Source organism: Pseudomonas sp. CM27, from assembly GCF_013179515.1.
Lineage (GTDB): Bacteria > Pseudomonadota > Gammaproteobacteria > Pseudomonadales > Pseudomonadaceae > Aquipseudomonas.
This window is the reverse complement of sequence record NZ_JABMCN010000203.1, coordinates 1-11119: the sequence shown is the minus strand read 5'-3', so window position 1 is coordinate 11119 and position 11119 is coordinate 1. Positions and strand designations below refer to the sequence as shown.

General features: G+C 62.3%; 14 protein-coding genes and 2 pseudogenes. 6 read left to right on the top strand and 10 right to left on the bottom strand.

Translation table 11 applies throughout. The features are described from left to right. The 10 genes and pseudogenes from HP547_RS21825 to HP547_RS21780 form a co-directional block, all read right to left on the bottom strand. Positions 1–136 (bottom strand): annotated as a pseudogene (locus tag HP547_RS21825) (histidinol-phosphate transaminase); the annotation flags it as partial. 2 nt (positions 137–138) lie between these two features. After that, positions 139–1464, bottom strand: coding sequence for a histidinol dehydrogenase (hisD, locus tag HP547_RS21820; RefSeq protein WP_172219192.1), 1326 nt, complete (start codon positions 1462–1464; stop codon positions 139–141). 126 nt (positions 1465–1590) lie between these two features. Then, a complete protein-coding gene (hisG, locus tag HP547_RS21815) occupies positions 1591–2226 on the bottom strand; it encodes an ATP phosphoribosyltransferase (protein WP_033701084.1) in 636 nt (211 codons plus the stop codon). A 91-nt stretch (positions 2227–2317) separates the two neighbouring features. Beyond that, a complete protein-coding gene (gene murA / locus HP547_RS21810) occupies positions 2318–3583 on the bottom strand; it encodes a UDP-N-acetylglucosamine 1-carboxyvinyltransferase (RefSeq protein ID WP_172219190.1) in 1266 nt (421 codons plus the stop codon). A 23-nt stretch (positions 3584–3606) separates the two neighbouring features. Then, positions 3607–3846: a BolA family protein gene (locus HP547_RS21805; protein ID WP_003255121.1), complete on the bottom strand. Its 240-nt coding sequence runs from the start codon at positions 3844–3846 to the stop codon at positions 3607–3609. A gap of 117 nt (positions 3847–3963) precedes the next feature. Then, positions 3964–4266, bottom strand: coding sequence for a lipid asymmetry maintenance protein MlaB (locus HP547_RS21800; protein WP_172219188.1), 303 nt, complete (start codon positions 4264–4266; stop codon positions 3964–3966). Then, positions 4263–4910: a phospholipid-binding protein MlaC gene (locus tag HP547_RS21795; protein ID WP_172287404.1), complete on the bottom strand. Its 648-nt coding sequence runs from the start codon at positions 4908–4910 to the stop codon at positions 4263–4265. Before HP547_RS21795 ends, HP547_RS21800 begins: the two co-directional genes overlap by 4 nt. Before the next feature lie 9 nt (positions 4911–4919). After that, positions 4920–5405, bottom strand: a complete 486-nt coding sequence (mlaD, locus tag HP547_RS21790) for an outer membrane lipid asymmetry maintenance protein MlaD (RefSeq protein WP_010952152.1) — start codon at positions 5403–5405, stop codon at positions 4920–4922. Beyond that, positions 5405–6202 (bottom strand): lipid asymmetry maintenance ABC transporter permease subunit MlaE, encoded by a 798-nt coding sequence (gene mlaE / locus HP547_RS21785; RefSeq protein ID WP_172219184.1) that lies wholly within the window; start codon positions 6200–6202, stop codon positions 5405–5407. The genes mlaD and mlaE overlap by 1 nt, the downstream gene beginning before the upstream one ends. Next, on the bottom strand, positions 6202–7011 hold the full coding sequence (locus tag HP547_RS21780) for an ATP-binding cassette domain-containing protein (RefSeq protein WP_172219182.1): 810 nt from the start codon (positions 7009–7011) through the stop codon (positions 6202–6204). The genes mlaE and HP547_RS21780 overlap by 1 nt, the downstream gene beginning before the upstream one ends. Positions 7012–7259: 248 nt before the next feature. On the opposite strand from HP547_RS21780, the gene HP547_RS21775 reads away from it, so the two are divergent. From HP547_RS21775 to HP547_RS21750, 6 genes and pseudogenes are all read left to right on the top strand, one after another. After that, positions 7260–8234, top strand: a complete 975-nt coding sequence (locus HP547_RS21775) for a KpsF/GutQ family sugar-phosphate isomerase (RefSeq protein WP_172219180.1) — start codon at positions 7260–7262, stop codon at positions 8232–8234. Between the two features lie 11 nt (positions 8235–8245). Further along, on the top strand, positions 8246–8770 hold the full coding sequence (locus HP547_RS21770; protein WP_172219178.1) for an HAD family hydrolase: 525 nt from the start codon (positions 8246–8248) through the stop codon (positions 8768–8770). Between the two features lie 8 nt (positions 8771–8778). After that, positions 8779–9351: an LPS export ABC transporter periplasmic protein LptC gene (gene lptC / locus HP547_RS21765; protein WP_172219176.1), complete on the top strand. Its 573-nt coding sequence runs from the start codon at positions 8779–8781 to the stop codon at positions 9349–9351. Next, complete coding sequence (lptA, locus tag HP547_RS21760; RefSeq protein ID WP_172219174.1) at positions 9338–9862, top strand: lipopolysaccharide transport periplasmic protein LptA; 525 nt, start codon at positions 9338–9340, stop codon at positions 9860–9862. The genes lptC and lptA overlap by 14 nt, the downstream gene beginning before the upstream one ends. Continuing rightward, the gene (lptB, locus tag HP547_RS21755) at positions 9863–10588 is read left to right on the top strand and encodes an LPS export ABC transporter ATP-binding protein (RefSeq protein WP_010952146.1); all 726 of its coding nucleotides are present in this window, start codon (positions 9863–9865) and stop codon (positions 10586–10588) included. It begins immediately after the preceding gene. Positions 10589–10764: 176 nt separating this feature from the next. After that, positions 10765–11119, top strand: a pseudogene (locus HP547_RS21750) (RNA polymerase factor sigma-54); the annotation flags it as partial.

The window sequence follows — 11119 nt, the reverse complement described above, 5'->3', positions numbered from 1 at the left end:
TGGCCTCCAGCGCCTTGGGCGACGGGCCGTAGGGGTTTTCGTTGGTGTTCAGCTTGACCAGGCGGGCCAGTTTGGGCTGCTCGCCCGGCACGTAAGGCACCAGGTCCTTGACGAAGGGGCTCCAGAATCGACTCATGCTCAGTTCCCCTTCTCTTGGGTCAGGATGCGGTATTCAGCACTGCGGGCGTGGGCGGTCAGCGACTCGCCACGGGCCAGCACCGATGCAGTGTGGCCCAGCTCGGACGCGCCCTGCTCGGAGCAGAAGATGATCGACGAACGCTTCTGGAAGTCATATACCCCCAGTGGCGACGAGAACCGCGCGGTGCCCGAGGTAGGCAATACGTGGTTGGGGCCGGCACAGTAGTCACCCAGCGCTTCGCTGGTGTGGCGGCCCATGAAGATCGCGCCGGCATGGCGGATGTGCGGCAGCCAAGCCTGCGGGTCGGCCACCGACAGCTCCAGGTGCTCCGGTGCGATGCGGTTGGCCACTTCGATCGCCTGCTGCATGTCACGCACCTGGATCAGCGCACCGCGGCCATTGATCGACTTCTCGATGATTTCGGCACGCTCCATGGTTGGCATCAGCTTGTCGATGCTGGCAGCAACGCGGTCGAGGAAACCGGCATCCGGGCTGACCAGGATGGCCTGGGCGTCTTCGTCGTGCTCGGCCTGGGAGAACAGGTCCATGGCGATCCAGTCCGGGTCGGTCTGGCCGTCGCATACCACGAGGATTTCCGACGGGCCGGCAATCATGTCGATACCGACCTGGCCGAACACGTGGCGCTTGGCGGTGGCGACATAGATGTTGCCGGGGCCGACGATCTTGTCTACCTGTGGCACGCTTTCGGTGCCGTAGGCCAGTGCAGCCACGGCCTGGGCGCCACCGACGGTGAACACCCGGTCGACACCGGCGATGCAGGCAGCCGCCAGCACCAGCTCATTGACCTCGCCACGCGGGGTCGGCACCACCATCACCACTTCCGGCACGCCGGCGACCTTGGCCGGAATGGCGTTCATCAACACCGACGACGGGTACGACGCCTTGCCGCCAGGCACATACAGGCCGGCGCGGTCCAGCGGTGTCACCTTCTGGCCAAGCACAGTGCCGTCGGCTTCGGTGTACTGCCAGGAGTCCTGCTTTTGCCGCTCGTGGTACATGCGCACACGGTTGGCGGCCTTTTCCAACGCTTCGCGCTGGGCCGCGGTGATGCGGGTCAGGGCCAGCTCCAGACGCTCACGGCCGAGGATCAGGTCATCGATACAGGTGGCGGCAACAGCGTCAAAACGCTGGGTGAACTCCACCAGCGCCGCATCGCCGCGCTCGCGCACGGCCTTGATGATGTCGAGCACGCGCTGGTTGACCGCGTCATCGGACACACTTTCCCAGCTCAGCAGATGATCCAAATGTCGGGCGAAATCCGGATCAGCAGCGTTGAGACGGGCAATTGCAGTGGACACGGTCATGGCGAGGGCCTCGATTATTAGCGAATGCTCAGGCGCCCTAGGCTACCAGTCCATCCGCGCGGGCACCCGAGAAAAGTGGCTATGACGCGGATAGACGGGCGCGACAGCGAAGGTCGCGCTCAGGAGTCAGCCGCGGTGTCGCGATTCGACAGCTTTACGCAGGGTGTCGATCAGGCTCTGGATACGAGCGTGCTGCATTTTCATCGAGGCCTTGTTGACCACCAGGCGCGAGCTGATCGTGGCGATCATTTCCTGGGGTTCGAGGCCGTTGGCACGCAGGGTGTTGCCAGTGTCGACCACGTCGATGATCTTGTCGGCGAGGTTGATCAGCGGCGCCAGCTCCATCGAGCCGTACAGCTTGATGATATCGACCTGGCGGCCCTGTTCGGCGTAGTAGCGCTTGGCTACGTTGACGAACTTGGTGGCCACCCGCAGACGGCCCTTGGGCTCGGGTGCACCAACCACGCCAGCGGTCATCAGCTTGCAGCAGGCAATCTGCAGGTCCAGGGGCTCGTACAGGCCCTGGCCGCCGTATTCCATCAGCACGTCCTTGCCGGCCACGCCAAGGTCGGCGGCACCATGCTCGACGTAGGTTGGCACGTCGGTGGCACGCACGATCAGCAGGCGCACGTCGTCCTGCGTGGTGGGGATGATCAGCTTGCGGCTCTTGTCCGGGTTCTCGGTCGGTACAATACCGGCCTCGGCCAGCAATGGCAGGGTGTCGTCGAGAATACGGCCTTTGGAAAGCGCGATGGTCAACATTGGAACGTCGGTCCTTAAGCGGCTACTGCCGGCCGGGCGTTGAGCCCGACCGCATTCAATTCATCAGGTGCATCCTTGCACCAGCGGGCTACTAGCCCGGTACGCGGCGGATTTTCGCGCCGAGCATCTGCAGTTTTTCTTCGATGCACTCGTAGCCACGGTCAATGTGGTAGATGCGATCGATCAAAGTGTCGCCTTCGGCCACCAGCGCCGACAGCACCAGGCTGGCGGAAGCACGCAGGTCGGTTGCCATTACCGGGGCACCCTTCAGCGTTTTGACGCCAGTGACGATGGCCGTGTTGCCTTCGACCTGGATCTGCGCGCCCATGCGGTGCATTTCGTACACATGCATGAAGCGGTTTTCAAAGATGGTCTCGATCACCGCGCCAGTGCCTTCGGCGATGGCGTTCAGCGAGATGAACTGCGCCTGCATGTCGGTCGGGAAGGCCGGGTACGGTGCGGTACGCAGGTTGACGGCTTTGGGCCGCTTGCCGTGCATGTCCAGTTCGATCCAGTCTTCGCCGGTATTGATGTCGGCGCCCGCTTCCTTGAGCTTTTCCAGCACGGCTTCAAGGATGGTCGGGTCAGTGTCCTTGACCTTGACGCGGCCACCGGTCACGGCAGCGGCAACCAGGTAGGTACCGGTTTCGATACGGTCCGGCATCACGCGATAGGTGGCCGAGTGCAGGCGCTCTACGCCATCGATGGTGATGGTGTCGGTACCCGCGCCTTGAACCTTGCCGCCCATGGCGTTGATGAAGTTGGCCAGATCGACCACTTCAGGCTCGCGCGCAGCGTTCTGCAGCACGCTGCGGCCTTTGGCCAAGGCAGCGGCCATCATGATGTTCTCGGTACCGGTCACGCTGACGGTGTCGAAGAAGAAGTGCGCACCGCGCAGGCCACCCTCAGGCGCCTTGGCCTTGATGTAGCCGGCTTCGACATCGATCTTCGCACCCATGGCCTCAAGGCCGCGGATGTGCAGGTCGACCGGGCGCGAGCCAATGGCGCAACCACCTGGCAGGGCCACTTCGGCCTCGCCGAAACGGGCGACCATCGGGCCCAGCACCAGGATCGAGGCGCGCATGGTCTTGACCAGCTCATACGGCGCGACCAGGGTCTTGATGGTGCGTGGGTCGATCTCCACCGCGAGCTTTTCGTCGATCACAGGCTCGATGCCCATGCGACCGAACAGCTCGATCATGGTGGTGATGTCGTGCAGGTGTGGCAGGTTGCCCACGGTTACCGGGCCGTCAGCCAGCAGGGTCGCTGCCAGGATCGGCAGGGCTGCGTTCTTCGCGCCCGAAATGCGGATCTCGCCGTCAAGACGAGGGCCGCCAGTAATAATCAGTTTGTCCATTGGAGTCTCGCCGCCAAGTTGGCTCAGGTGCGCTCAGCCCAGGCTGCGCTGCTGAAAAATTTCATGGTTACCGCATGGATGCTGCCATTGGCGATCCACGGGTTCAGGTGAGCATAGATCGCCTGCTGACGTTTGACCGGGCTCAGGCCAGCCAACTCGTCGCTGATCACGTTCAACTGGAAGTTGCAGCCTTCGCCTTCAACTTCGACCCGGGAACCGGGCAATTTTTCTTCAAGGAAGCTTTTAACTTCTACGGCCTGCATGCTCAACCTCAATCGGCGCCCGATGCGCACGGGTCGGCCATCATACAAAAAAGCCCCTCGCCTGCGAAGCCCAACGAGGGCTTCGCTGACCGAGGGGCCATCATCCGTGCCGGGCCATCAGGTTGCCAGCACTTCGTCGAGGTCATAGACCCCGGCAATTTCCCGCATGTCGTCGGGCATGCCACGTACCAGGCAGCCCTTGCCGGCGGCCTGGGCGTCACGCACGAATGCCAGCAGCAGCGAAAGGCCGACGCTGGTGGAGTGCTGCACCGCCGTGCAATCGAGCACCAGCTGTGCCTCAGCGCTGGCCGCGATCAGTGCCTTGCCCTGCTTGCGCAGGGCCGGCCCGCTGCGATAGTCCAGCACACCGGCCAGGCGCAGCACGCCCGGCTCGGCCATGCTTACAGCGGCTTCACTCATTTGACGGTCTTCTCTGGCGAGCTGTCGGCGGTCTGCTTGGCCTTGGCCACTTCGCCGGCCCAGCCATCGATGGTCTTGTCCAGGTCGTTGCCGTTGCGCTGCATGGCGTCGGCAAACTGGTCGCGGAACAGCTTGCCGATATTGATGCCGTTGACGATGACGTTACGCACCTTCCACTCGCCGGAGATGTTCTCCAGGGTGTACTGCACCGGGTACACGGCACCGTTGTTGCCGGTAACCTTCATGCCGACACTGGCACGCTTGCCGTCATCGGCCTTGGCCGGATCAACCACGATACCCTGGTTGTTGTACTCCAGCAGCGCGTTGCCATAGAACTGCATCAGGCTGCGCTTGAAGTTTTCCTGGAAGCGCTGCATCTGCTTCGGGGTGGCCTTGCGCGAGTACTTGACGGTCATGATGCTGCGGGAAATACCGTCTGCGTCCACCACCGGGCCGAGGATACGATTCAGGGAATCATAGAAAGCACTGGGGTTGGACTTGTACTGTTCCTTGTTGGCCTTGAGGTCACCAAGCAACTCGTTGGTCGTGCTCTGAACCACGTCATGAGGCGTTTGGGCGGCCAACGCCAGCAAAGGGAAAGCCGCCAGCAGGACCAGCAGGCCACGTCGCAGGATCGAAATCATGGAAACTCCTTAATTAGCCGGTTGCGCTTCTTTCGGTTCCTTGCCAACAGAGTTGAGCAAGAACTTGCCAATCAGATCTTCCAGCACCAGTGCCGACTGGGTGTCGTGGATGGTCGCACCGTCCTTGAGCACTTCGTCTTCACCGCCCACGCTGATGCCGATGTACTTTTCGCCAAGCAAGCCGGCGGTCAGGATCGAGGCAGTGGAGTCGGTCGGCAGGTTGTCAACCGACTTGTCCAGCTGCAGGGTTACCCGACCGGTGTAGGAATCACGGTCCAGATCGATGGCGGTGACCTTGCCGATGGTCACACCGGCCATGGTCACTTTAGCTCTGACCGTCAAACCGGCGATATTGTCGAAGTAGGCATAAACTTTATAGGTATCGCTGCTCGGGCTGGCCGACAGCCCGCTGACACGCAGGGCCAGCAGCAGCAGCGCCAGGATCCCGGCCAGGAGGAACAGGCCGACACCGATTTCCAGGGTGCGGTTTTGCATCAGAAATCTCCAAACATCAAGGCGGTCAGAATAAAGTCCAGACCCAGCACTGCCAACGAGGCATAGACCACGGTCTTGGTGGTGGCACGGCTGATCCCTTCTGAGGTGGGCTCACAGTCGTACCCCTGGAATACGGCGATCCAGGTCGTGACGAAGGCGAACACCAGGCTCTTGAGCAGCCCGTTGAGCACGTCGTCGGTAAACGAAACACTGTTCTGCATGTTGGCCCAGAACGAACCCTCGTAGACGCCCAGCCAGTCCACGGCCACCCACGAGCCACCCCAGATACCGACCACGCTGAAGATCAGCGCCAGCAGCGGCAGCGAGATGAAACCGGCCCACAGGCGGGGCGCGACGATGTACTTGAGCGGGTCGACGCCGATCATTTCCAGGCTCGACAGCTGCTCGGTGGACTTCATGTTGCCGATTTCGGCGGTCAGCGCAGACCCCGCACGGCCGGCGAACAGCAACGCCGTCACCACCGGGCCAAGCTCACGCAGCAGGGTCAGGGCCACCATCTGCCCTACCGCCTGCTCCGAGCCGTACTTGGTCAGGATGCTGTAGCCCTGCAGCGCCAGCACCATGCCGATGAACACCCCGGACACGACGACGATCGCCAGCGACAGCACACCAACCGAATACAGCTGCCTGGTCAGCAGCTGGAAGCCACCACCAATGCCGCCACGCCCGACCAGCGCATGGAACAGGAACAGGCAGGAACGCCCCAGCACTGCCAGCACGTCGATTGCCGAGCGGCCCAGCAGGCGGACACGTTCGAGTAAGGATTTTCTGCGCATCAACGCGCCCCCAGCAGGTCGGCGCGGTAGTCAGGCGCAGGAAAGTGGAAAGGTACCGGGCCATCCGGGTCACCCTTCATGAACTGGCGGATACGCGGGTTATCCGAGCCCATCAGCTCGTCAGGCGTACCCTGGCCCAGCACCTGGCCGTCACCCACCACGTAGATGTAGTCGGCAATGCTGGCGGTTTCCGCCAGGTCATGCGAAACGACGATGCTGGTGATGCCCAGGGCATCGTTGAGCAGGCGAATCAGCCGCACCAGCACGCCCATTGCGATCGGGTCCTGGCCGACGAACGGTTCGTCGTACATGAGGATCTGCGGGTCCAGGGCAATTGCCCGGGCCAGCGCCACCCGGCGCTTCATGCCACCGGAAAGCTCGTCAGGCATCAGGTCGATGGCGCCGCGCAGGCCGACGGCCTGCAGTTTCATCAACACGATGTCACGGATCATTTCGTCCGACAGCTGGGTATGCACGCGCAGCGGGAACGCGACGTTCTCGAAGACATCGAGGTCGGTGAACAGCGCACCGCTCTGGAACAGCACACCCATGTGCTTGCGGGCATCGAACAGATCGCTGCGCGACAGGGTCGGCAGGTTCTGCCCGGCAACCCATACCTCACCGCTGGACGGGCGCAACTGGGCGCCCATCAACCGGAGCAACGTGGTCTTGCCGCAACCCGATGGCCCCATGATGCCGGTGACCTTGCCGCGCGGGATGCGAATGTCGACGTTGCTGAAAATGCTGCGCGAACCACGTTTGAAGGTAACCCCCTTCAACTCGACCGCGTAGGCGCTATCCACACTCATCTAGACTCCTTGCTAGTGCAGCCTCGTCCTAATGGACGCCGGCCTCCATCTGGAAGGCACACGCACCCCTGACAGGCCGAATAGCGGCGAACTATAGCACCGCTGACAGCGCCGCCCCAAGGGCGGGCAACGAGTCGTTCAGCGCTGCGACAGGCTGGCCTGACATTCTTCACGGCAATCGAAAGCGTGAGGGTTTCTTCCATTGCGGCTATAATCGCCGCCTTTTCATCAGGCACTGCGTTTTCGACATGAGCCAATCCAGCGAGCTGATTCAATCCGCCCAGCGCACCGTGCGCCTGGAACTCGAGGCCGTCGAGGGCCTGCTGGCGCGCATCGACCAACACTTTGTCAAAGCCTGCGAAATCATCCTGGCTAGCGAGGGCAGGGTCGTGGTGCTGGGCATGGGCAAATCCGGGCACATCGGCAACAAGATCGCCGCCACCCTGGCCAGCACTGGCACACCGGCGTTCTTCGTGCACCCTGCCGAAGCCAGCCATGGCGACATGGGCATGATCACCGGCAGCGATATCATCCTGGCGCTGTCGAACTCCGGCAGCACCGCCGAGATCGTCACCCTGGTGCCGCTGATCAAGCGCCTGGGCATCAAGCTGATCAGCCTGACCGGCAACCCGGACTCCACCCTGGCCCAGGCAGCGGATGTCAACCTCGATGCCAGGGTCGCGCAGGAGGCCTGCCCGTTGAACCTGGCGCCCACCTCCTCCACCACCGCAGCACTGGTACTGGGCGACGCCCTGGCCATCGCTCTGCTGGAGGCGCGCGGCTTCACCGCAGAAGACTTCGCCTTCTCGCACCCTGGCGGCGCACTTGGGCGGCGCTTGCTGCTCAAGGTAGAGAACGTCATGCACGCCGGGGGTGAACTGCCTCAGGTGCAGCGCGGCACCCTGCTGAAGGATGCGCTGGTGGAAATGTCCCGCAAGGGCCTCGGCATGACCGTGGTCGTCGAAGCTGACGGCAAGCTGGCCGGGATTTTCACCGACGGCGACCTGCGCCGCAGCCTGGACCGCAACATCGATGTGCACACCACCCTGATCGACCAGGTGATGACGGTGCATGGCAAGACCGCCCGCGCGGAGATGCTCGCCGCCGAGGCCTTGAAAATAATGGAAGACCACAAGATCAACGCGCTGGTGGTCGTGGACCACGAAGACCGACCGACCGGCGCCCTCAACATGCACGACCTGCTGCGCGCCGGCGTGCTGTAAGGAGCGATGGAATGAGCCAGAACCTGATGCAACGTGGCAAGGCCATCAAACTCGCGGTGTTCGACGTCGATGGCGTACTGACCGATGGCCGCCTGTACTTCCTCGAGGACGGCAGCGAATTCAAGACCTTCAACACCCTCGACGGCCAGGGCATCAAGATGCTCATGGCCTCGGGCGTAACCACCGCGATCATCAGCGGCCGCAAGACCCCGGTGGTCGAACGCCGGGCCAGCAACCTCGGCATCCCGCACCTTTTCCAGGGCCGCGAAGACAAATTGGTGGTACTCGACGGCCTGCTCGCCGAACTGGGCCTAAGCTATGAACAGGTCGCCTACCTTGGCGATGACCTGCCCGACCTGCCGGTGATTCGCCGGGTAGGCCTGGGCATGGCGGTAGCCAGCGCCGCGCCGTTTGTTCGCCAGCACGCCCATGGCGTGACCCAGGCTCGCGGCGGCGAAGGTGCCGCCCGCGAGTTCTGCGAACTGATCATGCAGGCCCAGGGCACCCTGGACGCTGCCAACGCCAACTACCTGTAAGGCTGCCCATGTTCAGCAAGAAACTCCGCAATATCGCGCTGCTGACGGTGATCGCCGCCGTACTGGCAGCCATCGGTTACTGGAACGTCAGCCCGGAAAGCTTCCTCGACCAGCCGGTGGCCCAGGTCGACGAAAGCGCCATCGACTACTATGCGATCAACGCGCACAGTGTGCAGTTCCTGCCTGACGGCAAGCTGCAGTACGAAATGACCGCCGACAAGGTCGAGCATGTAAAGGCCAGCGAAGTCACCCTGGTGACCACCCCGGACCTGCGCCTGTACCGCGGCACCGAATACCCGTGGCACGTACAAAGCGTGCGCGCCGAGGTGAATCCGGACGGTACCGAGGTCGAACTGATCGACAAGGTACGTGTGGCACGCACCGACGAGAAGCAACGCGAAACGATTATTACCAGTTCGCGCATGACCGTATTTCCACAGAAGCAATATGCTCAGACCGAGCAAGCCGTTAGAATCGACGGCGCCGGTGGGACAACCACGGGCAAGGGCATGAAAGCCTATTTGAAAGAAGGCAGGATGGACCTGCTCTCTAACGTAAGAGGACAGTATGAGGCTCGTTAAAACCCTCCCCCTTTTGCTCAGCCTGAGCGCAGCACTGGGAACCGCGAGCGCCTTCGCCCTGCCGAATGACCGTGATCAGCCTATTCGCATCCAGGCCGACAACGCACACCTGGATGACAAGCAGGGTGTGGCCACCTATACCGGTGACGTGATCATTACCCAAGGCTCGATGATGATCAAAGGCAACACGGTGACCATGACCCGCGCGAGCAATGGCGACATCGACGTCGTCACCTCGGTTGGCAACCTGGCCTACTTCGAGCAGCAACAGAGTGCTGCCAAGCCCGACAAGATGAAAGGCTGGGCAGTCACCATCCAGTACCAGGCGCAAAAAGACACCGTGATCCTCACCGACCGCGCCAAGGTCGAGAACGAGGGCAACACCACCGAAGGCGAGAAGATCGTCTACAACACCAAGAGCCAGGTGGCGACTGCCGGCCGCGGTGGCAATGTGACCCAGCCACGTCAGCGTATCGACATGGTGATCCAGCCCAAGAAGAAGGCCGAGTAAATGGCAACCCTCAAAGCCCAGCACCTGGCCAAGAGCTACAAGGGGCGGCAGGTCGTGCGTGATGTCAGCCTGTCGATCGACAGCGGCCAGATCGTCGGCCTGCTCGGCCCCAACGGCGCCGGCAAGACCACCTGCTTCTACATGATCGTCGGCCTGGTCCAGGCCGAACAGGGGCGCGTGCTGATCGACAACCTCGACGTCAGCCACCAGCCCATGCACGGTCGCGCACGCGCCGGTATCGGCTACCTGCCGCAGGAAGCCTCGATCTTCCGCAAGCTGTCGGTGGCGGACAACATCATGGCCATCCTCGAGACCCGCAAGGACCTCGACCGCGACGGCCGGCGCAAAGAGCTGGAAAGCCTGCTGCAGGAATTCCATATCAGCCATATCCGCGACAACCTCGGCATGAGCCTGTCCGGCGGTGAGCGCCGCCGGGTGGAAATTGCCCGCGCCCTGGCGACCGCACCCAAATTCATCCTGCTGGACGAACCGTTCGCCGGCGTCGACCCGATCTCGGTCGGCGACATCAAGCAGATCATCCACCACCTCAAGGCCAAGGGTATCGGTGTGCTGATCACCGACCACAACGTGCGCGAGACACTGGATATCTGCGAAACCGCCTATATCGTCAACGATGGCCGGCTGATCGCCGAAGGTGATGCCGAAACCATCCTGGCCAACGAACTGGTCAAGGAAGTCTACCTGGGTCACGAGTTCCGGCTCTGACCCCGGAACGCGCCTGGAGCACCGCCAGACAGCCCTGCAACCGGGGGTAAAGTTGTTACGGTGCTCTAGGCAAACGCTACAATTTAAGGCATAAAACTTGCTTGATCTGGCGCCCCGGCGCCCTCGTGTAGTGGATGGCGCATGCGCGCCGGCGAACAAGGTATTAAGCCCCTGCCATGAAACCATCGCTCGTCCTAAAAATGGGCCAGCAACTGACGATGACACCGCAGTTGCAACAGGCCATCCGCTTGCTCCAGCTTTCCACCCTGGACCTCCAACAGGAAATCCAGGAAGCGCTGGAGTCGAACCCGATGCTCGAACGTCAGGAAGACGGCGAGGACTTCGACAACGGCGACCCGATGGCGGATAACGCCGAGAACAAGCCGACTGCCGAAGCCCAGGACAACAACTTCCAGGAAAGCACCGTCACTGTCGACAACCCGGAAGAAGGTGAGTGGAGCGAACGCATCCCCAACGAGCTTCCGGTCGACACCGCCTGGGAAGACATCTACCAGACCAGCGCCAGCAGCC

Excerpts from the sequence above, each read along its gene's own strand:
- lptC (WP_172219176.1), top strand. The coding sequence starts at position 8,779 with ATGTTCAGCAAGAAACTCCGCAATATCGCGCTGCTGACGGTGATCGCC.
- HP547_RS21805 (WP_003255121.1), bottom strand. The coding sequence starts at position 3,846 with ATGCAGGCCGTAGAAGTTAAAAGCTTCCTTGAAGAAAAATTGCCCGGT.
- HP547_RS21770 (WP_172219178.1), top strand. The coding sequence starts at position 8,246 with ATGAGCCAGAACCTGATGCAACGTGGCAAGGCCATCAAACTCGCGGTG.
- lptA (WP_172219174.1), top strand. The coding sequence starts at position 9,338 with ATGAGGCTCGTTAAAACCCTCCCCCTTTTGCTCAGCCTGAGCGCAGCA.
- mlaE (WP_172219184.1), bottom strand. The coding sequence starts at position 6,202 with ATGCGCAGAAAATCCTTACTCGAACGTGTCCGCCTGCTGGGCCGCTCG.
- hisG (WP_033701084.1), bottom strand. The coding sequence starts at position 2,226 with ATGTTGACCATCGCGCTTTCCAAAGGCCGTATTCTCGACGACACCCTG.
- lptB (WP_010952146.1), top strand. The coding sequence starts at position 9,863 with ATGGCAACCCTCAAAGCCCAGCACCTGGCCAAGAGCTACAAGGGGCGG.
- HP547_RS21795 (WP_172287404.1), bottom strand. The coding sequence starts at position 4,910 with ATGATTTCGATCCTGCGACGTGGCCTGCTGGTCCTGCTGGCGGCTTTC.
- HP547_RS21800 (WP_172219188.1), bottom strand. The coding sequence starts at position 4,266 with ATGAGTGAAGCCGCTGTAAGCATGGCCGAGCCGGGCGTGCTGCGCCTG.
- murA (WP_172219190.1), bottom strand. The coding sequence starts at position 3,583 with ATGGACAAACTGATTATTACTGGCGGCCCTCGTCTTGACGGCGAGATC.
- HP547_RS21780 (WP_172219182.1), bottom strand. The coding sequence starts at position 7,011 with ATGAGTGTGGATAGCGCCTACGCGGTCGAGTTGAAGGGGGTTACCTTC.
- HP547_RS21775 (WP_172219180.1), top strand. The coding sequence starts at position 7,260 with ATGAGCCAATCCAGCGAGCTGATTCAATCCGCCCAGCGCACCGTGCGC.
- mlaD (WP_010952152.1), bottom strand. The coding sequence starts at position 5,405 with ATGCAAAACCGCACCCTGGAAATCGGTGTCGGCCTGTTCCTCCTGGCC.
- hisD (WP_172219192.1), bottom strand. The coding sequence starts at position 1,464 with ATGACCGTGTCCACTGCAATTGCCCGTCTCAACGCTGCTGATCCGGAT.